The organism is Nocardia sp. NPDC004278, from assembly GCF_053602975.1.
The window spans coordinates 22,338-42,814 of the sequence record NZ_JBSGEQ010000040.1; the positions used below are offsets into that span (position 1 = coordinate 22,338).

Genomic DNA, 20,477 nt, shown 5'->3' on the forward strand with positions numbered 1-20,477 from the left:
CGCTGTGCACCGCGAGGGCGGGCTGAATCAGCCGCCGTAGACCTTCGGGTCGAGGGTGCCGATATAGGGCAGGTCGCGGTAGCGCTCCGCGTAATCGAGGCCGTAGCCGACGACGAATTCATTCGGGATATCGAAGCCGACATGGGCGACGTCCACATGGGTGCGTAGCGCGTCCGGCTTGCGTAGCAGGGTGACGACCTCGAGCGAGGCCGGATTGCGGGTGGACAGATTGCGCTTGAGCCAGGACAGCGTGAGACCGGAGTCGATGATGTCCTCGACGATCAGCACATTGCGGCCCGCGATGTCCTTGTCCAGATCCTTCATGATGCGCACCACGCCGGAGGACGAGGTCGAAGATCCATAGGAGGAGACCGCCATGAATTCCATCTGCGTGGGAATCGGCAATGCCTTGGCAAGGTCGGTCATGAAGAAGATCGCGCCCTTGAGGACGCCGACGAGCAGCAGATCACCCTCGGGGGCATCGGCCGGATAGCGCTTGGCAATGAGTTCGGCCAGCTCCTGGGTCTTGGCCGCAATCTCTTCCTCGGTGATCAGCACCGACGCGATATCGCCCTCGTACACGTCAGTTGGTTTCCCTTCCGGTGTTGTGTCGGCGGCGTTCCAGGACCCTTCGTGGGCCCGCCCGTCGCCCACCGCCACTCTCAACGGACGGCCTGCGGCCGACTGTACCCGTCTGTCCGGGCCCGTCGTGCGCGCCACGGGCGTCGCTTCCGGCCGATCCATTATGTGTCATCGGCTCCCATGCAAACGCAAAGTCAGCCTGCCATGTTCGCGCGCCGCGACCAACCTGCTACCCGGCGCTCCGCCGCCGACGGCGACGCCGCCCTGACCGCGCCATGCGGTAATCAATTCGTCAACCGCCTGTAAATGCTTGTTGGTCAGCGCTTTAGCACCACCGGCCCGCAGCCATGCACGAATCGCGCGTCGGCGCAATGCCGCGGGGGCAGTGGCGAGTGTCTCGATCGAGAGGGTCGGGCCATCACTGTCCGCGCCGTCATTGTGAGGACCGTCACCCCCGCTCGGCCCGCCCGCACGCACCGGAGCAGCACTCGCGACGTGCAGCAGTTCGTCGGCCAGCGCGTCGAGCACCGCACCGTCATCGCGTAACTGCTCGGCCGTGCGGGCCAGCGCCCCCGCGACCCCACCGCCGAGTACCTCCTCCAGTAACGGCAGCACCTCATGGCGCAACCGCACCCTGGTGAATTCCGGCGCCGAATTGTGCGGATCCTCATGCGGGGTCAACCCGAGATCGGCACACAACCGCCTGGTCACCGCCCGCCGCACCCCGAGCAACGGCCGCCCCCAAGGCTCCGCGAATGCCGCCATCCCCTGAATCGACCGCCCACCCGAACCCCGCGCGAGTCCGAGCAATACGGTTTCGGCCTGGTCATCGAGGGTGTGCCCGAGCAGGACGGGTAGGCCGCCGCGTGCCGCATCGAGCGCCGCATACCGAGCCTGGCGCGCCGCCGCCTCCAGCCCCCCGGCACTGCCCACCTCGACCGGGAGCACATGTGCCGATCGACATCCGAGCGACAATGCCTTCGCCGCGGCCTCGGCCGCAACCCTGTCCGATCCGGACTGCAGCCGATGATCGACGACGAGCGCGTCAACCGCGGCGGCCTCGATCACCGCAGCGGCGGTCAGCGCCAGCGAATCCGCACCGCCGGACAATGCGACCGCCACGCCCTGCCCCGCCTCCGGCGCATAATCAGCCAGCCACCCCCGCACCGCGCGCCGCACCTCGAGCACCGCCCCGGTCTCGGGCAGCCGCCGCGAACTCCCCGGCGCCCCGCCAGCCGCACGCGTCATACCCGGAGATTACCGCCGAACCGATCAGACCCCGTATGCGGCAACCACCGAGGGGGCGGCGACGCGGGTTAGCCGAGTACGCGGGTGATCCAGCGCTGGGGGTCTTCGATTTCGTCTGGGCGAGGGAGGGTTTCGGGGTTGGTCCAGACGGTGTTGAACTGGGTCATGCCGACGCGGTCCACCACGGCGTCCACGAATTTCTTGCCGCGGACGTACTGGGCGACCTTCGCGTCCACCCCGAGCAGGGCACGAAGTATCCGCTGCAGCGGGTTGGACGGGCGTTTGCGGCGCTTGTCGAAGGCAGCGCGGATGTGTTCGACCGTGGGGATGACGGCCGGGCCGACCGCGTCCATGACGTGGTCCGCATGGCCTTCCAACAGCGTGCCGAGCATCAGCAGCCGGTCCAGCGCCTCGCGCTGCGCTGGAGCTTGGGTAGCACGCAGCAGCCCGACCACACCGCGCGAATTCGGATCGTCCGCAGCCGTGCGGCGACGGCGGTCGCGCACCTCGTCGACGAGTCGGCCGAGCATATCGGCCAGCGGTTCGTCACCGACCTCGCCGAGGATGTCGACATTGGCGCGCATGTAGTCGGTCAACCACGGCGCGGAGGAGAACTGCACCCGGTGGGTCACCTCGTGCAGGCAGACCCAGAAGCGGAAGTCGGTGGGCGCAACCCCGAGTGCGCGCTCCACGGCCATGATGTTCGGCGCCACCAGCAGCAGCGTCCCATCGGGTCCGGTGAACGGGTCGTACTGGCCGAGGATCGCGGTGGAGAGGAAGGCCAGCATCGCGCCTGCCTGCACACCGGCGGGTTTGCCGGACAGCAGGCCCTTATCCGAGGACTGCGCGCCGGTGCCGGTCAGCTGGGACATGGAGTCGGCCGCGGCGGTGATCCAGCCGGGCCGGTCGACAACGCGGGCCGAGGGCACCGGTTTGTCGTCGAGCAGTCCGCTCACCTCACGGACCGGCCCTTCCGCGCGCACCGAGGCGTCGGCGAGTTCGCTGACCACCTGCTCGGCCGAATACCGTGAGGTCCGCGGGCCGGACGGCACCAGGGCCGCACCGGTGCGCGCGGCGAGTCGCCAATCGACCGCGCCCGAGAATCCGGAGCGCCTGCGCTCGGCCGGAGCATCCGCACCCGAATCCACAGCGGGCATAACGCCAGGTTTGTCAGTGCCTTCGAACATGGTCAACCACCCGTCACGAGCATCCACAGTTGCGCAGCGTGCCAGCGATGGCGTCCAATGCGGGACGACTCAGCTCCGGTGGCCGATCGTTCGACATCAGTGCGAAGGTCAATACCCGCCCGTCGCTGTCCAGCACATAACCGACCAACGTGCTCGCCACCGACAGAGTTCCGGTCTTGGCCCGCACCCAGCCCGCACCGCCCCGGTTCTGCGTGACATAACGGCTGATCAGCGACCCGGTCGCACCCGCGATCGGCAGATCGTCGAGCATCGGCGCCAAGGTGACCGCGATCCGATCGGTTTCCGGCCTTGCCATGGTGTTGCTCGGCTGTACGACATTGGCGCCGCTGGGCTTCGCCGCGGTGGCGATGATCTTGTCGAGCAGTCGCGGTGGCACCCGGTCCTCGGTCGACAGGCCGCTGGCATCGCGCATCGAGAGGCCGGTGATATCGAATCCGGCCTTGCCGAGGGCGGTTTCGAGTGCGGCGACGGCTCCGGTGAACGATGGCTCGTTGCCGCTCGCCACCGCGATCTCGCGGCCGATGGCCTCGGCGAGCACATTGTCGGAGTGGACCATCGTGTCGCGCAGCCGGTCGCGCAGCGGCGCGGACTGGACACTCGCGATTTCCGTGGCATCGGCGGCGGCATTGCCGATCCGTACCTTGGCCGGATCGAGTCCGAGTTCGACGGCCAGGCGCTGGCCGGTGGCCAGGGCCGGAGTCGGGGTGCGCGGCGAGTACTCCACCAGCGGATCGAGGCGGCCGCCGTCGAGCATCACCGGATCCATCGGCGCGATGGAGCCCTCGCCGATATCGACCGGATCCCAGCCGGGAGCCATTGGCGCACCGGCATATGCGGAGGTGTCGACCACGATGGTGTCGGCGGCGTGGCCGGAGGACCTGATCTGCGCCACCAGATCCGACAGCCGCGGCCCGTTCGGGTAGTACCCGTTGCCATCGGGCTGCGCGGTCAGCGTCGGATCACCACCACCGACCAGCACCAATTCATTGGGCGCCGATCCGGTGACGACGCGGGTGCTCACCCGGTGATCCGACGGCAGCGTGAGCAGGGCGGCCGCGGTGGTGAGGACTTTGGCGGTGGAGGACGGGATCATCGGCTTATCGGACGTCGCACTCCACAGCACCGTCGCCGAGGTGGCGTCGGTGACCTCACCGGCGAATGCCCCGAGGTCGGGATTGGCGACTGCCGGGGCGAGCGCGGCGGCGATACCGGCCGCGGTGGGTGCGGACGCATTCGACGGCGCGGGCGCTACCTGCGGAATCGGCTTTACGGGCGCGGGTGGCGCGGCGATCTTCAGCCCGCCGTGCCGGAATTCCTCGGTCCACGGCTTCAGCGCAATCACTACGCCTGCCACGGCACCGAGCAGCAAGGCCAGCGTGAGCGCGACGCCGATCCACATATTTCGGCGCCGCTTGGCGGCCAAGCCACCGATATTCCTGCTGCTGCCACCCACCACGTGCCCGCCGTCTCTGTCGTAGTCGTTTCCCGTGACCTCGAACAGTCGCCGGGGCCACCCACCTACCGCACCCAAGTGCCCGCGGACCACACTATCCTCGTTGCGGCACCGTTCCCCCCGAACACCTGTCGAGTCGGCGTTCCAACGACCGCTTGCGACAGTCCACACAGAAGCACCGAGTAAGGAGATGGCGTGGAGTTCGACGTCACCATCGAGATCCCCAAGGGTTCTCGGAACAAGTACGAGGTCGATCACGAGACCGGCCGGGTCCGGCTCGACCGGTTCCTTTACACGTCCATGGTCTACCCGGCCGACTACGGCTACATCGAGAACACCCTCGGTGAGGACGGCGACCCGCTGGACGCGCTGGTCCTGCTGCCGGAGCCGGTATTTCCCGGCTGCCTGATCGAGGTACGCCCGGTCGCCATGTACAAGATGGTCGACGAGAAGGGCGGCGACGACAAGGTCCTGTGCGTGCCCGCGGGCGATAAGCGCTGGGATCACATCCAGGACCTGGCCGATGTGCCGGAGTTCGAACTGGCCGCGATCAAGCACTTCTTCGAGCGCTACAAGGACCTGGAACCGGGCAAGTTCGTCAAGGGCTCCGAGTGGGTCGGGCGCGCCGAGGCCGAGGCCGAGATCGAGGCCTCTTTCAAGCGCCTGCAGGAAAACGGCGGCCACTGAGTCTCATTGGGCGGGTGGACGATTCGCCTGCCACCAAGGAAAGCGGGAAGACCGGCACCTCCGGACTTCCCGCTTTCTTTTTGTCGCCGACGTCGTCGTGTCCGGCTCAGTGGATCAGTGTCGTCACCAATTCGCAGGCAGGTGTCGAACTCGCCATTCCCGGAATCGGGGCATTGTGGCCAGATCGAACAGTGTCCAGAGCGGCTCCACTGTGTCCGGGTGCCTTGGGGCCTGCCCCGGATCATCCGGTGGTGCGAACATGAGTTCGCTTGCCCAGTGCAGCCGTATTGTGCTGTCGGGCCAAAGTTTGAAGACGGTCAGCAGCGGTACGGGGTGACCGTCAGCGCCGTCGCCGCCATAATCACCGCGAAAATTGCAGTGCGCCGCCGACAGCAGCCGGGTATTTCGCCACCCCCTGTCCTGCGCGAACGCCGCTACCCGCTCGATCGGGGCCTTTGCAACGATCACCAAATTGCCACCCAAATCGTCGAATTGGGGCGTCGTGCCGTCCCACATGTCGATCAGCGCGGTGCACGAGGGGCACGGGCCTTCGGCCGTGGGCAGTTCCGAGAAGATACCGCGCGTCGGTCTGGGGCGGTCATCCACGGGGTGGCGCGGGAACATGTAGTGGTAGAGCATCAGCGTGTCGCTATCGCCGAATAGCTCGGACATACGCACCGTCGTGGCGGCGCCGTCGTCGCCGATTCGGTCGAACACATAGTCTTCGGGGACCTTGCCGCCGGGCGGTAATGATCTCCGTTGCGCCACGACGGCCTCCATTTGCCGCCGGAGTTCGATCTCCCGTTCCAGCAGCGCGTCACGCGCTTCGCGATACTCCCGCGACTCGTTTGGAAAAGCTATCGACATACAGACCTCCTCGACCGGTATGTGATCGACCTCACCTTCGTTCGGACCCTACTCGGTCATGCGGGCAGCACCTCACAGCGTTAGGCGCCCTTCGTGCGGCCACGTGCGATGAGGTGCCGCCACCGGAGGTCCTGCCGACTCCGGCGCCGCCCCGAGCCGACAGGCTCGATCAGCCGATCGGTGGTGCGAGGTATTCCAGCGCATAACCATCGCCGGAGGGGGTTACGCGGGCGATGCCGGGTGAGTCGAGGTGGGCGCCGGCTACGAAGTGGTGTGGCTGGGTCAGTTGTTCGAGGAGGGCCGCTCGCGCGGCGCGGGCCTGGGACTGGTTGCCGTCGAACTCCCAGGACACGTTCGGCTGATCGAATTGGAGCGTGGGAACGTGAACGGTGTCGCCCCAGACGAGCAGGTGGCCGGTGCCGCTCCTGACGTCGTAGACGGTATGACCGGGTGTGTGGCCCGGTGTCGGGATCGCGGTGGTCCAGTCATTGATCGCGACCTTCTCCGACACGGGTACCACCCGGTCGCGGATCGGCTCGAGCCGCCCGGTGAACACCGAGGTGTCGCCCGCGCCGATCCACACGCGCTCGAGTTTGCTGAACGCCTCTGAACCGTCCGGCGCGATCAGGCCGCTCACATGGTCTTCATGGTTGTGAGTGATGGCCACATCGGTGACATGCGCGCGGTCGATTCCCGCTTCGGCGAGCGCGTCGTAGATCAATCCCATGGTGGGGTCGTGCCAGGCGTTGGACGCGCCGGTGTCGATGAGAACCGACCGAGTGCCGTCGGTGACGAAGAAGGCGTTGACCGACAGCCGCAAGTTCTCGCCGGCCAGCGGCACGGCGGCTGGCAGCTCATCGAGCGTGCGACCGTCCTCGTCGCGGAGCCGTGTCGGCGGCATGTCGATGTACCCGTCTCGCAACGAGATCACCTGCAGATCGCCGAATTCGAACGTGGCATGGTGCTGGCCACTCGAGATCAAACGCATGGAACCTCCGTCGTGTTGGGCGCATATCGCGCGTCTCCGATAGAAGAATACATCTTCTTTAGGAGAAATCTACACTGTGGGCAGCAAGGTACCCATCGATCGAGGAGCATGGTGGTCGAGCAAGACGCAAACGCGGCTGAACCACAGCACGGTGACGACCTGGCCGGCGCGTTCGGCGCTAACGTGCGGCGACGCCGCGAGGAGGCGGGCCTGACGCTGGAGCAGCTGTCCACACAGTCGTCGGTCAGCCGGGCGATGCTGTCCAAGGTCGAACGCGGTGAGAAGAGCCCGACGATCGGCGTCGCGTCCCGGATCGCCCACGCGCTCGACGCGTCGCTCTCGGACCTGATCGGTGGGACAGCTGCTGCCGCGTCTGGTGTGGCCGTTGTCATGCGCAAGAACGATCGCCCCGTTTTCCGTGACCCGGAAACCGGCTTCGAACGGCACATGGTGTCAGCGGCCCCGGGCGCGGGAGGAGCCGAGATGGTCGTCCACTACCTCCCCGCACAGGTCTCTACCGGGCTGCTGCCCGCGTATCCGCCAGGTACGGAGAAACAACTCGTGGTGCTCGAAGGCACCCTCACCGTCGCGATCGGCGGGATCAGCGAGACCCTGAACACAGGCGACTCCCTGTTCTTCCAGGCCGACGCGGACCACGGCTTCGCCAACCGAACGAACGCTCCCTGCGAATACATCATGGTCATCTCGCGCAGAACCTGAACGGCCGCAGCCATCGCCCAACGAGTACGACGGAGAACGCAAGATCGTCCAAACAGAAGCGGCCCGTTTACGCCGATGGTGCAGCCATGTTGCTCGAAACAAGAACGCGGTCATTTACGGAGCAGCCGGTTGCCAGCGCATCGTCCAGAGCTCGAGCCTCGGCGGTCCGCATGGGCAAGCTGGCTCGAAAGTCTGTGACCAGCCCGGTAATTCGCGCGACCTCGAGAATTACCCTCTCGCCTGTTTCGAGCGGGTCTGACGCAATTCCTCGCCCAGGGCGCCGACGGCATCGTTGGTCGGCCATTTCGCTGACATCTCATGGTGGAGAACTCGAATGAATTTGGTCAGCCTGGAACCTGGCGTCGCAACCCCGACTCGCAGTGCCTCCGAGGCTCGTTCAGAGGCGGCTTCGGGTTCCCCGACTCCGGCCAGTGCGCAGGCCAACTCTGCGATGTACCAGGTCGCCCACTCGGATGTGCGTAGGTCGGAATCGAATCCCGCCAAGCCGCGACTGAGCGATACGACGGCCTTGTCCCACTGTCGAGCCAAGCGATAGGCCAAGCCGCGCTGCATTTCGATGAATGCGTCGGAGTAGAAGTACTGGGCATCGGGCTTGTCGGAATCGCCCTGCGTTACCAACTCGGCGGCCTGCTCGAGTTTGGCCTCCAACTCGTCGAGATCACCTTCGATCGCAAGTCCACGCCCCTCCTGCTGAACGGCCAGTGCGAGAACCGTTGGGCTCAGGGCATCGCCATCACGCTGCGCGGCCCGCGATAAACCGATCATCGGACCGACCTCGCCCGCCATCCAGGCGACATGGCCGCGCATGGACAGCGCAGTGGAAATCATGTCGCGGTTGCCACTCTCGGTGGCCAGTTCGAGCGCGATGCGATAGTGCTGGACCGCGGCGGCATGCTGGCCGAGGCTGGCATGGAGCCAGCCGGTGAACTGCTGCCATCCAGCGGCAACGTCGACCATATCGGCGCGGGCCGTCCGCCGAGCCTCCACGGCCAGCGCTGAGGCCACGCCCGTTTGCCGAACTCCCAGCGACAGAACGAGTTTGGAACCAACCTGATCCTCGAGCCGCCGAGTTTCCGACAGCAATTCCGCAAGGTCCTTGGCCAACCTGCGGTCGATATAGCGCCGTTCGGCCAAGGCAGCCGACTCATGTTCGAGCAGTGGAGCCTGCGCGGCAGCGGCCGCCACGACGATCAGATTCTCGTAGATGCTGGCGAGCACCCCGTCGGATTCGAGAACACGATCGAGCTTCTCAACGATATCGGGAGGGGGTTTGCGGCGACCGTTCTCGAAGCGAGAGAGCGCACCAGCGTCGTATCGGAGCAGGCGCGCCAACTCCCTGACCGACAGCCTCGCCTGCAGCCGCAGCCGCCGCAGTTCAGCCCCGAACGCTTTCCAATCCTCCATCCAGCCCCCTCTCGCGACCGCCCTGAGCAGCGTTGCAACGTTGCCAGTTCATTTGGCAACGCCTTGGCCACACTGCAACGCTAGCGCGAATCCGCTGGTCGCAGGACGCTTCCGGTAGCCCCGCCGCCGAGTCGATGCCTTACCCCTCGGCGGCGGGTGCCACCAAACCGGACGACGTTAGGGGGCAGGCTATGAAAGAACCCGCGCGATTTGACGATGAGGATGCCCGGAAACTCGCGATAGCAGCGGAGGATGACAGTCCGCGATACCTCGAACGCGCCGACGGGTCATGTTCTCTCATCGACGACGAGGGATGGGAGGTCGACCCGGAAATCGTCGACGACCGCAACGGCATCGGTCGAGTGGCCAAGCGACAGATATTCGTTGTGCCGCAGCCGTTGTGCAATTTCGCGGACGTGCAGCTGGCGCATGAGCTGTGGCAGCGGCATCGGGCGTGCCGTATTCATCAGTGCGTGTGGAAAGCGGCGGCGCAGCACACGCTTGTCCTGGCCGGTCGACTGGTTCCGCAGTCGATGAGCCCGCGTGAGCGCGCCGCGGCGCGAGGTATCGACTACCCGCCGACACCGGGGATCGGCACACCGATACACGGCGGCGCCACGCTGGGGACGTTACGTGAAGTGTTGGACCGGCTCGAGTCGCTGGCGCACGACTCGGACGATGTGCGAACCCGATAGCGCACATCCGCGAATGCACGTACACCGCACCGAGATAGACGGCTGGCTTGCCGAATGGCGGATCGACTGCCGCGGCATTCGGATGATTCTGGTATGCAACGGGTCCGAGGAGCCTTTGGTTTCGTGCGCCGCAGCACCGGCTCCGGACCTTGTGCAGATGCGCGAGCAATTTCCCGAACTGTCGCGGTTGTGGGATGCGATTCGGCACGCGTACTGGACGGAAGTTGCTCCGCCCCCGAGACATCCGCGAGGACGGTCCGTTCAGTAGACGACAGGACCGCCACTGGTTCACCTCGAGTCTGCGCCGGATATGCGAAAGGGACATCCGGATCGTCCGGATGTCCCTTCGAGTTCGAATTACGGTGCGGTAATACCGAATTCGAGTAGCGCATCAACTCAGTAGTAGATGTACAGATCCCAGCCGCTGTAGGTGTCGACGCACTCCCAGTAGTAGCCGCCGGTGGCGGGCGAGGCGCCGTCCGACGCACATGCCGCATAGGTGGCGTAGCTGCCGTAGTAGTAGCCCGTTGCGGCCGAGGCGGTGGCTGCCGTCGACACCCCGGCGACGGCGGCGGTGGCAAGAAGACCGGCCGCGATGAAGGACTTGATTCGCATTTCACTGCTCCTGAAAGCGAGGTTGATTGATTACCTCGCTAACCGTAGGTACGCCGCGCGGCCTGAACAGCCGACCCTAGGGCTCGAAGATCGCCCCCTTGGGCAATGCCACCTTCTTCACCTTGCCCTGTGCCCGAGAGGTTTTCGGCGCACCTGCCCTTGGTAGTGCAGGCACTACCAACCGACACCAGGTGGTGCTACCCGGAATTCGGGTGCGCACAGCATGGGCACGACCAGCCCGGATTTCTAGGCTCGAATCGCGAGGGAGCAAACGATGACTCCTGCGCTCGAACAGGAGGAAATCACTGCTCATGAAGGTATTTCGGCGCCATTCCAGCAGGGGCGCGTTATTGGGAATCGCGGTGGCGGCGGCCCTGGCCAGTGCGGCTTGCGCGCCATCCACCACCGCGACACCGTCTCAGGAACTGACGGCCGCCATGGAGCAGGTGGTCAAGAGCGGCTTCCCCGGCGTGCAGGCGGTAATCGACGGTCCGGGCGGACACCGCACGCTGACCGCGGGCGTCGGCGACCTGCAGACGGGTGCGCCATTCGCCGATAACGCGCAGGTGCGGATCGGCAGCAATACCAAAACCTTCGTGGCGACGGTGATTCTGCAATTGGCGACCGAGGGCAAGGTCGAACTCGACGCGCCCGTGGAACGGTATCTCCCGGGTGTGGTGCAGGGCAGTGGGAACGACGGCAACCGGATAACCGTGCGGCAGTTGCTGCAGCACACCAGTGGCGTGCCCGACTATTTGGGGCATGGCAGTGCCGAGGGCGGCATGGAAACCACGGGCGATCAACTCGACCCCACCTCGGATGCCGCCCGCCGACGGCAGTTCGCACCCGCGGACCTGGTCCGCATGGCCATGACCATGCCGCCGAACTTCGAACCCGGCGCGAAATCGGTCTACACCAATACCAACTACATTCTGCTCGGTATGCTGATCGAACGCGTCACCGGTCAACCGCCCGCCGCGGAGATCACCCGCAGGATCATCGAACCGCTCGATTTGCGAGCGACGTACTTTCCAGCCGACGGCGACACCGGAATTCACGATCCACACCCGTCGGGCTATCACGAAATCGACGGCAGGCGAATAGATTTCACAGAACTGAATACCTCATGGGCGGGCACAGCGGGAGCGATGATCTCGACCGGATCGGATCTGAATCGATTCTTCATCGCATTGTTGAGCGGAAAGCTGTTGCCCGCAGCGCAATTAGCGCAGATGCAGCAGACCGTCCCATTCGACCGCAGCCCCGGCGAGGGTTACGGATTGGGGCTGATCCACCGCCCCGTGCCGTGCGGCAAGGAAGTGTGGGGACACGGCGGCAGTATTCCCGGTTTCGAAGTGCGCACCGGCGTCGCCGCCGACGGGACCGCGGTAGTGGTGAGCACGAACCAATTGCCCGCCGGTCAAACTGCCTTCGACGCTGTCGAGAAGGTATTCGATATCGCCATCTGTAGCGGATGACCAGCGAAAACATGCGACCGAGAAACGGAGAATCGACAGTGCTACGCAATAAGATGGCGATGGCCGTGCAGGCCGGCTTGGCCGTTCTGCTCGCGGGTACGGGACTGGCCTGCGCCAACCCTGCCGATACGGACGGTCCGGGCCTGGAACGCTTCTATAGTCAAGCGCTGCAATGGAAATCGTGTGATAACCCGCGGCTGGACGAAGCGCACGCCCAGTGCGCCGATGTGACCGTTCCGCTGAATTACAGTGCCCCGCAGGGCGAGACGATCACCGTGGCGATCTCGCGCATGGCCGCGACCGATCCCGCGCGGCGGCACGGGGTGGTGCTGTCCAACTCCGGCGGACCCGGCGGGGAGGGGCTCGATTTCATGGTCGATGTCGGTGCGGCGATGACCCCCGATGTGCGGGGCAGCTATGACCTGATCGGCATCGACCCGCGCGGGGTCGGGCGCTCGTCACCGGTCGACTGTCACTGGCCACACGGCTACGGACTGCAGGCGGCCGGTATCGACGCGGCCAGCTTCGCCGAATCCGCAGCCACACAGCGTGATCTGGCGAACCGCTGCGCCACCACCGAGGGCGAGCGATTGCGGCACTTCACCACGCGCAATACCGCGCGGGATATGGATGTGATCCGCGGTGCGCTCGGCGAGCAGCGGATCAGCTACTTCGGCACCTCCTATGGCACCTACCTGGGAGCGGTCTTCACCCAGATGTTTCCCGAGCGCAGCGACCGAATCGTATTGGACAGCACCGCCGATCCGGACCGGTACGGGCCCGTCGGCATGATGCAGGATATGGGCCCGGCCAATGAGGCCGCGCTGGACATGTGGGCGGACTGGACCGCCGCGCACGAGGACGAATATCACCTGGGCGCAACCCGCCAACAGGTCCGCGACAAGGTGCTGGAACTGATCCGCCGCTCGGCCGCGGACCCGATCCGGTTCGGCGACTTCACCATCGACGACCACATCCTGCCGGTACTGCTGTTCATCGAGCTGGACGCCCCGAGAAAGTATCCGACGCTGGCCGCCACCGTACGTCAGCTCGCCGACGCTGCCGACGGCAGAACAGTCGAGCTCGCGCCCGAATTGCATTCGGCGCTGGACTTCATGCTCAACGCACAGCCACGCGACAATTCGGCACAGTTCGCCATCATGTGCGGCGATGTGGCGGTACCAAGAGACCCGGCTTGGTATTGGGGCAATATCGAAGCCGCCCGCGCCAGCCAACCGGTATTCGGCGATTTCGTCAACAATCTGACACCGTGTGCGTTCTGGGCTCCGCCCGCCGAATCGCCGACGCAGGTACGCAATTCGGTGCCGACGCTGATCGTGCAGTCCACCGGTGACACCCGCACGACCTATTCGGGTGCGGTCGCCATGCACCGGGATCTGACCGCATCCCGCATGGTCACCCTGCAGGATGTCCCGATCCACTGGATCTTCGGGAATTATCCGAACAACTGCGCCTACGACGTGGTGAACACCTACCTCCGCGACGGCACGCTCCCGGCTGCGGACGTGACCTGCCACGCGGACTGACCGACACGCCGATCGCCCGAACCCCATTGCGGTTCGGGCGATCGGCGAATTCACGCGTTCAGATACGCGAGCACGGCGAGCACACGCCGATGACCGACCTCATCGGCCGCCAATCCGAGCTTCGCGAAAATACTCCGAATATGTTTGTGCACAGCACCTTCGGTGACCACCAACCGCTCGGCAATGGTGGTATTGCTATGCCCCTCCGCCATCAATGCGAGCACCTCCCGCTCCCGCGCGGTCAATGCGGCCAACGGATCATCCGCCTTGCGCCGCACCAACAATTGCGAGATGACCTCGGGATCCATTGCGGTACCGCCGTCGGCGACGCGGCGCAGCGAATCGAGGAAGCGGTCGACCTTGCCGACCCGCTCCTTGAGCAGATAGCCGACGCCACCGGCACCGTCGCCGAGTAGTTCGGTGGCGTAGGAGTCCTCCACATACGACGACAACACGAGCACCGGCAGGCCGGGATGCAGCTCGCGGGCGCGCACCGCGGCTCGCAGGCCGTCATCGGTGAAGGTCGGCGGCAATCGAATGTCGATGACCACCGCATCCGGGCGGTCGGCGGTCACCGCGGCGAGGAAATCGTCGGCATTGTCGAAGGCCGCGGCTACCTCGATACCCGCGGTATTCAGCAACAACACCAACCCCTCCCGGAGCAGGGCGTCATCCTCGGCGATCATGACCCGCACGGCAGCTCCACTCGCAACACAGTAGGGCCACCGACCGGACTGGTGAGCGTCATCCGCCCGTCCAGCGCCTCGGCGCGGCGGCGGATGCCAGCCAGCCCGCCGCCGTACGCCTCCCGCGCACCGCCGACACCGTCATCGGTGATCACGATCGCCAACACCTCGGCGGCACTGCCGAGCACAATCGAAATAGACTGGGCTCCAGAGTGTTTGGTGGCATTCGTCAAAGCTTCGGCGATGACGAAATAGGCCGCGGCCTCGACCGCTGCCGGGAGCCTGCCCACCCGGCTCGAATCCAGCACCACCGGAATGGGACTGCGCGCGGCGAGCGCCGACAGTGCGCTGGCCAGCCCGCGATCCGACAGCACCGGTGGATAGACACTGCGCACCACATCACGCAGCTCCGCGAGCGCAGCGGTCGCGGTGTCCTGCGCCTTGCGGGCCATGCGCTGCGCCGCTTCCGGATCCTGTTCGCGCAGCTGATCGGCCAAACCGAGCTGCATGATCACCGCGGCGATCCTGGCCTGCGCGCCATCGTGCAGATCACGCTCGATCCGCCGCAGTTCCGCGCCGTGCGCATCCAGTGCGGCCGCCCTGGTCGCGGTGAGCGCGGCCACCCGATCGGCCAGCAGGACATCCTCCGAGGGCGACAGCAGCAGGCGCGCGGCCATGGCCTGCCAGTCCGCGATCATCGGCAGTTGCAAGGCCAGCGCGGCGACCGGCACCGCGATCACCATGCTCAGCACCGCCTTCGGCCACGAGTCGACGGTAATACCGAAGTTGGCGATCGTACCCGCGGGCAGCAATTGCCAGTACACCGGAATCAACAGCTGATTGACCACACTGACCGGCAACGCGACCGCCAGAATCGCGACATAGATCCCGGTCACCGCATGCAGCAGCAGCCACCCGATATCGCGGCGATTGGCCGGATCGGCAAATGCCGTCCCTAGGCGCTGCCGCAGATCGCCTTCCATCGGCCGATATACCGCCTCGATCGGTGCACCGAGTCGCCACGCCGCCCTGCGCCGTTCGGCTCCGATCAGCGGCCGGATCACCCGAATCGCCTCGGGAATCGCCGGAATCCCCACCCCGATCAGACTCAGCGCCGCCACGAAGAGCAGACCGATCAGCGCGAACATGGCCAGTACCGAGGTCGCGCCGCCGACCGCCAGATACCCGACCGCGGACGGCAGCCGCCGCAGCCCGGACCCGACATATCGCATGGTCAGCACTTCGCCAATATCGTCACGAAGCGACGGTAGTCCACGCCACCCAGGGAGAGGTTTGCGGCGACCGTTCTCGCAGCGAGAGAGCACACCAGCGTCGTATCGGAGCACGCGCGCCAACTCCCTGACCGACAGCCTGCGCCTGCAGCCGCAGCAGTTCAGCCCCTGCCGCCAACGGGTTCTGGGTGGGTCAGACGCCCCGAAGGGCCAGCGTGGTCTTGCCGGTGCGTTCGCGAAGCAGCACTCGCAGCGTGTTCGGGTGCTCGTAGCCGACTCTCCGGGCGATGGCTTCCAGCGGCAGTTCGGTGGTGCGCAGCAAGTGGGAAGCCTGCTGGATCCTGAGGTCCTGGACGAAGCGGATCGGCGAGGTTCCCATGGTGCGCCGGATGGAGCGTTGCAGCGTGCGGTTGCTGACGCCGATGGCTTTCGCGGCATCGGGGATGCTGATGGGCTCGGACAGGCGTTCGCGGACCCAGCGTTCGAAGTCCGCGACCGTGGGATCGTTCTGTGCCAGGGCACTGGGAATGGTGTAGGTGGACTGGGACGGGCGTTCGTCGACCACCAGGTAGCGGGCCACCAGGTCGGCCAGTGCGGGGCTGCTCGCCCGGACGATCGCCAGGGCGAGGTCTACGTGTCCGAAGGCTGCACCTGCGGTAGTGACGCCGCCCGAGGCGATGACCATCCGGCTCTGATCGAGCTGGACCGCCGGGTACCTCCCGCGGAAAATCGGCGCCAGCCACCAGGTCGTCGTCGCGCGCAGGCCGTCCAGGACTCCCGCCTCGGCCAACAGGAAGGTGCCGGTGCAGGCCGAGGCGATGGCGGCGCCGCGTTCACGGGTTCGTGCGATCAGGTTCCGAACGGGAAGCGACTGGTCACCGCCGACATGGTCGAGCAGCGCCGCGGGGCGACGTTCCGCCAGGGCGGGGACGATCAGCAGATCTGCCGCATCGGCGTGCGCAAGGGGCTCGGCCGTGACCAGGTGTCCGGCTCCGGTGCGTACCTGGGGCTGGGGGCCGACCGTGGTCACGTGCCAGGACGGCGGTTCGACGATCTCCTCGCCCATCACGTCGGCCTCCTCGCCCATCGCATTGGCGCTGTCCAGTACGTCGAGGATCGCCGCGAGGCCGGAGTCGAACACCCCCTCGTAGACGAGAACCGCCACCTTCATGGCGTAAATGATATCAAAAGTGTCGTTTCTGCCACTGACGCGGTCGCTGATCAGCGACGTAGGTTTGCTATAAGCCGCAGATCCGGCGGCTTTCCCAGACAAGGAGTGACCACGATGAAGATCGGTCTGCTGGCCCGTATCGAGGCCAAACCCGAGTACGCCGACAAGGTGGCGGAGATGCTGCGAGATGCGGTGACGCTCGCCGAGCGGGAGCAGCACACGGTGACCTGGTTCTCGTTCCGCCTGGACGCCACCACCTTCGGAGTATTCGACACGTTCAACGATGAGCAGGGGCGTCAGGAGCATCTGAACGGCGAGATCGCCGCCGCACTCATGGGCGCTGCGGAAACCATGCTCAGCTCGGCTCCGGTCATCACACCCGTGGACCTGCTCGGCGTCAAAATCTCCTGACGGGACTCGGCGGACCACATCCGTGTGAGAGACGGACAACCATGACGGTGACCACGAACCCCCGCGTGCTGCGTTCACGAACCCACACCTGGCAACAGCCGCTGACCTGGGCTGACGCCGGTGATCTGACCGGCCTGGAACTGCTTCAGAAGATCCTCGAAGAGGAGATCCCGGAGCCGCCCATCGCCGGGACGCTGGGATTGCGCTTGGTGGAGGTCGCCGAGGGCACAGCAGCGTTCGAGGGCGATCCCGGCGAGCACCTGCTCCTCACACCCTCGAACGCGGGCCAGGACCAAACCGCCTCCTGAGCCGTTCGGCCGAGAAGACCACCGAAAGAAGGCAGACCATGAGCCGTACGACGGTCGTGAACCTCAAAGGCCATCGAGACGACCCCGACTACGCGGACGTCGTCTACGTGGGCCGGGCTATGACCAGAGGTGGCTGGCATCTGGCGGAATCCCCGATGGCCAGCCCTTTCCGCCCCGGGCCTGACGGCACGCGTGCAGAAGTCCTGGCCAAGTACCGCGCCCACTTACTCGGCCGACCGGATCTCCTGGCACTGCTCCCAGCTCTTCGCGGCCGCCGCCTCGGATGCTGGTGCCTCCCCCAGCCGTGCCACGCCGAGGTGATCGCTGAACTTGCCGACTCCGAAGGGGTTTCCGATCTCTAGGCAGCCGGATGCGTGGAGCCGAACGGCGTCCAGACCGGGACTCCGGAACCCACTGTGTCGATGTTGTCGACCACCGCTCGGGCACCAGCTTGCAGCCAGCGGTCGGCCTCGTCCAGGTCACGTGGCCGACGGACTTCGGGGACCTGTTGGAATTCCGGGCGTTCGGTGGCCCGGTCGGCGATCATCGCTGCGGCCCAACGGTTTTCACCGCTGACGTGGGCGATCAGGTTAGCCATGGTCCAGCCGGGGCAGGTCGGTAGCGGCGTCTTCGGGTCGGCGGACCGGTACAGGTCGGCGAGCAGATCGCTCTCGTCCAGGAATGCTTTGCGCAGCACTGGCGTCGAGAGAGGTCACGAACCCGACTCTGACCACAACTCGATTCAATGGGCCCGGCGAACGCTGCTGCCTGGGACCGTGAAACGGGTTGCGCCCGGCCCCGACGACTGCCGGGACCGGGCGCGATTCACTCCGGACGGGTTCAGGCGGAACCGCCGGACCTCGGTCCGGCACCGTTGGTCGAACTCACCGCATCCTCGGATAGCAGTGCCTCGCCACCGACGGTCGACAATTCGGTGCGCTCGACCACATCCGGTCCGGCACCATTGGCCGCATCACCCTTGGCCGCCTCGATACCGCCGACCATCCGCAGCGGCACTTCCTTCCAGAACAGCACCAGGATGAGCGCGAGCAGCGCGACACCGGTCACCGAAAGGAATACCGTCGACATCGATTCGGAGAATCCGACCTTGAACGGCCGCGCCAGCTCCGGATTCAGCTGCTGCACGATCGAGCTGTCCTTCAGCACCCCACCGGCCGCCGAAGTGTCATGCGCGAGTAGACCTTTCGCGAGCGCGGCATCGGCGGGATTGCTGCTCTGCGCACCCTCGGCCACGGCGTGCTGGAACGCCGGATCGGTGGCCGCGGACTGCATCTCGGTGGAGATATTCGGCGTCAGCTGCGCGAACAGAATCGACAGGAATACCGCGACACCCAGGGTGCCGCCGATCTGCCGGAAGAAGGTCGCCGCGGCCGTCGAGACGCCCATATCCTTGGGCGGCAACGCATTCTGCAGCGCCACGGTGAGCGGCTGCATCAGATTGCCGAGCCCGAATCCGGTGCAGACCATGAAGATCATGGCGACCCACAGCGGGCTGTCGGCATTCAGGAAATGCAACAGGAACAGGCCCAGCGTCAGCATGGTCGCACCGATGACCGGGAAGATCCGGTAGCGCCCGGTCCGCGAGATCAACTGGCCGGAAACAATCGAGCCGGTCATCATGCCGACCACCATCGGCAGCAGCTGCAGACCCGCCATCGTCGGGCTGGCCCCGCGCACCACCTGCAGGTACTGCGGCAGCAGCGAAATACCGCCGAACATGGCGGCGCCGACCACGAAGGAAATCAGCACGCCGAGTGCGAACGTCCCATTGGCGAACATCCGCAGCGGAATCAGCGCCTTATCCCGCATCGCCTTCTCGACCAGCACGAACCCGATGACGCCGAGCACGCCGATCACATAGCAGAGAATGGATCGTCCACTGCCCCAACCCCATTCGCGGCCCTGCTCGGCGACGATGAGCAGCGGGACCATGCCGATGGCGAGCACCAGCACACCCCACCAGTCGACTCGGTCGGTGGAGTGCGGCCGCTTCGGCAGCTTGAGCACCCTGGAGACAACGCCGAGCGCGATCAGGCCGACCGGCACATTCACCAGGAAGACCCAGCGCCAGCCGCTGACCCCGAGGATGGTGTCCTGTCCGGCGAGCACACCGCCGAGCACCGGGCCGATCACGCTCGAGGTGCCGAATACCGCCAGGAAGTAGCCCTGGTACTTGGCGCGTTCACGCGGGCTGAGGATATCGCCGAGGATGGTCAGCGCCAGCGACATCAAACCACCCGCACCGAGGCCCTGGAATGCGCGGAACGCCGCCAGCTGGTACATCGACTGCGCCATCGTGCACAGCAGCGAACCGATTATGAAGATCGAGATGGCCGCCATGAAGAACGGCTTGCGGCCGAACATATCGGACAACTTGCCGTACAGCGGCGTCGCGAGCGTCGCGGTGATCAGATAGGCGGTGGTCGCCCAGGCCTGCATCGAATAGCCGCTGAGATCGTCGGCAATGGTGCGGATCGAGGTGGAGACGATCGTCTGGTCCAATGCCGCGAGCAGCATGCCGAGCATCAGACCACTGAGAATGGTCAGGATCTGCCGGTGGGTGAAACCCGTGGACTCCTCCACGGTGGCCGGTGCTGTCACGAGTCGTTCTCCATCTCGAATCTGTACAGGTTCTGGTCGTTGCGGATGGCCGCGAGCATGGCGGGCTTGGCCAGCTCGTAGTCGTCGACGAACTGTCGCAGCAGCCCGGCGAAGGCGACCCGGTCCCGTGGCGTCCAAGCCGCCATTACCCGCGTCAGGTTTTCGTGCCTGCGCCTGCGGATCCGCTCGGCGACCTCGCGACCGAGTTCGGTGACGACCAGCACGGTGGCGCGACCGTCATTGCGATCGGCCTGCCGCTCGACCAGTTGCCGCTCGACCAGGTGGGCGACGTGCCGACTGATCGTCGACGCATCCGAGTGCACCGCGTCGGCGAGTGCGCCCGAGCGCATCGGCCCGTCACAGAGCAGCCGGAACAAGATCGCGAATGCCGCGGGATCCACGCCGTCCCTGGTCCGCAGCTGCGCCGCGGTCCGATCGCGGATCCGCTGCAGGCGGGTGAGCTGAATTGCGATCGTGTCGACCGACCGCTCGTCCTCATCCACTGGACTCACCTTTACTTGCGTCAATCAATTA

The 20,477-nt window shown here is 65.8% G+C and carries 22 protein-coding genes; 8 read left to right on the top strand and 14 right to left on the bottom strand.

Annotation, left to right across the window (positions count from 1 at the left end; translation table 11 throughout):
• Positions 1–27: 27 nt before the first annotated feature.
• The 4 genes from hpt to dacB form a co-directional block, all read right to left on the bottom strand.
• Entirely contained in the window at positions 28–582 is a 555-nt protein-coding gene (gene hpt / locus ACWEO2_RS37240) for a hypoxanthine phosphoribosyltransferase (RefSeq protein ID WP_354960871.1), read from the bottom strand.
• A gap of 168 nt (positions 583–750) precedes the next feature.
• Positions 751–1,830 (bottom strand): tRNA lysidine(34) synthetase TilS, encoded by a 1,080-nt coding sequence (tilS, locus tag ACWEO2_RS37245; RefSeq protein ID WP_452409660.1) that lies wholly within the window; start codon positions 1,828–1,830, stop codon positions 751–753.
• 68 nt (positions 1,831–1,898) lie between these two features.
• Positions 1,899–2,987 carry a zinc-dependent metalloprotease gene (locus ACWEO2_RS37250; protein ID WP_452409661.1) on the bottom strand — a complete coding sequence of 363 codons (1,089 nt, stop codon included), beginning with the start codon at positions 2,985–2,987 and terminating at the stop codon, positions 1,899–1,901.
• A 43-nt stretch (positions 2,988–3,030) separates the two neighbouring features.
• Positions 3,031–4,437, bottom strand: a complete 1,407-nt coding sequence (gene dacB, locus ACWEO2_RS37255; protein ID WP_452409705.1) for a D-alanyl-D-alanine carboxypeptidase/D-alanyl-D-alanine endopeptidase — start codon at positions 4,435–4,437, stop codon at positions 3,031–3,033.
• A gap of 249 nt (positions 4,438–4,686) precedes the next feature.
• On the opposite strand from dacB, the gene ACWEO2_RS37260 reads away from it, so the two are divergent.
• Positions 4,687–5,178 (top strand): inorganic diphosphatase, encoded by a 492-nt coding sequence (locus ACWEO2_RS37260; protein ID WP_355185868.1) that lies wholly within the window; start codon positions 4,687–4,689, stop codon positions 5,176–5,178.
• A 123-nt stretch (positions 5,179–5,301) separates the two neighbouring features.
• On the opposite strand, the gene ACWEO2_RS37265 is transcribed toward ACWEO2_RS37260, so the two are convergent.
• Complete coding sequence (locus tag ACWEO2_RS37265; RefSeq protein WP_452409662.1) at positions 5,302–6,045, bottom strand: DUF899 family protein; 744 nt, start codon at positions 6,043–6,045, stop codon at positions 5,302–5,304.
• Positions 6,046–6,214: 169 nt separating this feature from the next.
• The gene (locus ACWEO2_RS37270) at positions 6,215–7,033 is read right to left on the bottom strand and encodes an MBL fold metallo-hydrolase (protein ID WP_452409663.1); all 819 of its coding nucleotides are present in this window, start codon (positions 7,031–7,033) and stop codon (positions 6,215–6,217) included.
• A gap of 108 nt (positions 7,034–7,141) precedes the next feature.
• On the opposite strand from ACWEO2_RS37270, the gene ACWEO2_RS37275 reads away from it, so the two are divergent.
• Positions 7,142–7,753, top strand: coding sequence for a helix-turn-helix domain-containing protein (locus tag ACWEO2_RS37275; protein ID WP_452409664.1), 612 nt, complete (start codon positions 7,142–7,144; stop codon positions 7,751–7,753).
• Positions 7,754–7,981: 228 nt separating this feature from the next.
• Here ACWEO2_RS37275 and ACWEO2_RS37280 read toward each other — a convergent pair whose 3' ends face one another.
• Positions 7,982–9,178: a helix-turn-helix domain-containing protein gene (locus tag ACWEO2_RS37280; RefSeq protein ID WP_452409665.1), complete on the bottom strand. Its 1,197-nt coding sequence runs from the start codon at positions 9,176–9,178 to the stop codon at positions 7,982–7,984.
• Positions 9,179–9,369: 191 nt separating this feature from the next.
• Here ACWEO2_RS37280 and ACWEO2_RS37285 point away from each other — a divergent pair, with 191 nt between their 5' ends.
• Positions 9,370–9,873, top strand: a complete 504-nt coding sequence (locus ACWEO2_RS37285; RefSeq protein ID WP_452409666.1) for a hypothetical protein — start codon at positions 9,370–9,372, stop codon at positions 9,871–9,873.
• Between the two features lie 396 nt (positions 9,874–10,269).
• Here ACWEO2_RS37285 and ACWEO2_RS37290 read toward each other — a convergent pair whose 3' ends face one another.
• Positions 10,270–10,488 (bottom strand): hypothetical protein, encoded by a 219-nt coding sequence (locus tag ACWEO2_RS37290; protein WP_354960862.1) that lies wholly within the window; start codon positions 10,486–10,488, stop codon positions 10,270–10,272.
• A gap of 311 nt (positions 10,489–10,799) precedes the next feature.
• Between ACWEO2_RS37290 and ACWEO2_RS37295 the strand changes: the two genes are divergently transcribed.
• Both ACWEO2_RS37295 and ACWEO2_RS37300 read left to right on the top strand, forming a co-directional pair.
• Positions 10,800–11,966 carry a serine hydrolase domain-containing protein gene (locus ACWEO2_RS37295; protein ID WP_452409667.1) on the top strand — a complete coding sequence of 389 codons (1,167 nt, stop codon included), beginning with the start codon at positions 10,800–10,802 and terminating at the stop codon, positions 11,964–11,966.
• 38 nt (positions 11,967–12,004) lie between these two features.
• On the top strand, positions 12,005–13,513 hold the full coding sequence (locus ACWEO2_RS37300; protein ID WP_452409668.1) for an alpha/beta fold hydrolase: 1,509 nt from the start codon (positions 12,005–12,007) through the stop codon (positions 13,511–13,513).
• A 50-nt stretch (positions 13,514–13,563) separates the two neighbouring features.
• Here ACWEO2_RS37300 and ACWEO2_RS37305 read toward each other — a convergent pair whose 3' ends face one another.
• From ACWEO2_RS37305 to ACWEO2_RS37315, 3 genes are all read right to left on the bottom strand, one after another.
• A complete protein-coding gene (locus tag ACWEO2_RS37305) occupies positions 13,564–14,208 on the bottom strand; it encodes a response regulator (RefSeq protein WP_452409669.1) in 645 nt (214 codons plus the stop codon).
• Positions 14,196–15,431 (bottom strand): sensor histidine kinase, encoded by a 1,236-nt coding sequence (locus tag ACWEO2_RS37310; protein WP_452409706.1) that lies wholly within the window; start codon positions 15,429–15,431, stop codon positions 14,196–14,198. Before ACWEO2_RS37310 ends, ACWEO2_RS37305 begins: the two co-directional genes overlap by 13 nt.
• 193 nt (positions 15,432–15,624) lie before the next feature.
• Positions 15,625–16,602, bottom strand: a complete 978-nt coding sequence (locus ACWEO2_RS37315; protein ID WP_452409670.1) for a GlxA family transcriptional regulator — start codon at positions 16,600–16,602, stop codon at positions 15,625–15,627.
• Between the two features lie 114 nt (positions 16,603–16,716).
• Here ACWEO2_RS37315 and ACWEO2_RS37320 point away from each other — a divergent pair, with 114 nt between their 5' ends.
• The 3 genes from ACWEO2_RS37320 to ACWEO2_RS37330 are packed head-to-tail and all read left to right on the top strand — an operon-like array spanning position 16,717 to position 17,683.
• On the top strand, positions 16,717–17,013 hold the full coding sequence (locus tag ACWEO2_RS37320) for a putative quinol monooxygenase (RefSeq protein ID WP_452409671.1): 297 nt from the start codon (positions 16,717–16,719) through the stop codon (positions 17,011–17,013).
• Between the two features lie 47 nt (positions 17,014–17,060).
• On the top strand, positions 17,061–17,321 hold the full coding sequence (locus tag ACWEO2_RS37325; protein WP_452409672.1) for a hypothetical protein: 261 nt from the start codon (positions 17,061–17,063) through the stop codon (positions 17,319–17,321).
• 38 nt (positions 17,322–17,359) lie between these two features.
• On the top strand, positions 17,360–17,683 hold the full coding sequence (locus tag ACWEO2_RS37330) for a DUF4326 domain-containing protein (RefSeq protein ID WP_452409673.1): 324 nt from the start codon (positions 17,360–17,362) through the stop codon (positions 17,681–17,683).
• Here ACWEO2_RS37330 and ACWEO2_RS37335 read toward each other — a convergent pair.
• The 3 genes from ACWEO2_RS37335 to ACWEO2_RS37345 all read right to left on the bottom strand — a co-directional run bounded on the left by ACWEO2_RS37335 (position 17,680) and on the right by ACWEO2_RS37345 (position 20,446).
• Entirely contained in the window at positions 17,680–18,018 is a 339-nt protein-coding gene (locus ACWEO2_RS37335; RefSeq protein ID WP_452409674.1) for a maleylpyruvate isomerase N-terminal domain-containing protein, read from the bottom strand. The genes ACWEO2_RS37330 and ACWEO2_RS37335 overlap by 4 nt on opposite strands.
• A 143-nt stretch (positions 18,019–18,161) precedes the next feature.
• Entirely contained in the window at positions 18,162–19,943 is a 1,782-nt protein-coding gene (locus ACWEO2_RS37340) for an MDR family MFS transporter (protein ID WP_452409675.1), read from the bottom strand.
• Positions 19,940–20,446: a MarR family winged helix-turn-helix transcriptional regulator gene (locus ACWEO2_RS37345; RefSeq protein WP_354961509.1), complete on the bottom strand. Its 507-nt coding sequence runs from the start codon at positions 20,444–20,446 to the stop codon at positions 19,940–19,942. Before ACWEO2_RS37345 ends, ACWEO2_RS37340 begins: the two co-directional genes overlap by 4 nt.
• Positions 20,447–20,477 lie beyond the last annotated feature (31 nt).

Coding starts and splice junctions, on each gene's coding strand:
- ACWEO2_RS37265 (WP_452409662.1), bottom strand. CDS start 6,045: ATGTCGATAGCTTTTCCAAACGAGTCGCGGGAGTATCGCGAAGCGCGT.
- ACWEO2_RS37250 (WP_452409661.1), bottom strand. CDS start 2,987: ATGCCCGCTGTGGATTCGGGTGCGGATGCTCCGGCCGAGCGCAGGCGC.
- dacB (WP_452409705.1), bottom strand. CDS start 4,437: ATGTGGATCGGCGTCGCGCTCACGCTGGCCTTGCTGCTCGGTGCCGTG.
- ACWEO2_RS37275 (WP_452409664.1), top strand. CDS start 7,142: ATGGTGGTCGAGCAAGACGCAAACGCGGCTGAACCACAGCACGGTGAC.
- ACWEO2_RS37280 (WP_452409665.1), bottom strand. CDS start 9,178: ATGGAGGATTGGAAAGCGTTCGGGGCTGAACTGCGGCGGCTGCGGCTG.
- ACWEO2_RS37320 (WP_452409671.1), top strand. CDS start 16,717: ATGAAGATCGGTCTGCTGGCCCGTATCGAGGCCAAACCCGAGTACGCC.
- ACWEO2_RS37290 (WP_354960862.1), bottom strand. CDS start 10,488: ATGCGAATCAAGTCCTTCATCGCGGCCGGTCTTCTTGCCACCGCCGCC.
- ACWEO2_RS37330 (WP_452409673.1), top strand. CDS start 17,360: ATGAGCCGTACGACGGTCGTGAACCTCAAAGGCCATCGAGACGACCCC.
- ACWEO2_RS37285 (WP_452409666.1), top strand. CDS start 9,370: ATGAAAGAACCCGCGCGATTTGACGATGAGGATGCCCGGAAACTCGCG.
- ACWEO2_RS37295 (WP_452409667.1), top strand. CDS start 10,800: ATGAAGGTATTTCGGCGCCATTCCAGCAGGGGCGCGTTATTGGGAATC.
- tilS (WP_452409660.1), bottom strand. CDS start 1,830: ATGACGCGTGCGGCTGGCGGGGCGCCGGGGAGTTCGCGGCGGCTGCCC.
- ACWEO2_RS37270 (WP_452409663.1), bottom strand. CDS start 7,033: ATGCGTTTGATCTCGAGTGGCCAGCACCATGCCACGTTCGAATTCGGC.
- ACWEO2_RS37315 (WP_452409670.1), bottom strand. CDS start 16,602: ATGAAGGTGGCGGTTCTCGTCTACGAGGGGGTGTTCGACTCCGGCCTC.
- ACWEO2_RS37310 (WP_452409706.1), bottom strand. CDS start 15,431: ATGCGATATGTCGGGTCCGGGCTGCGGCGGCTGCCGTCCGCGGTCGGG.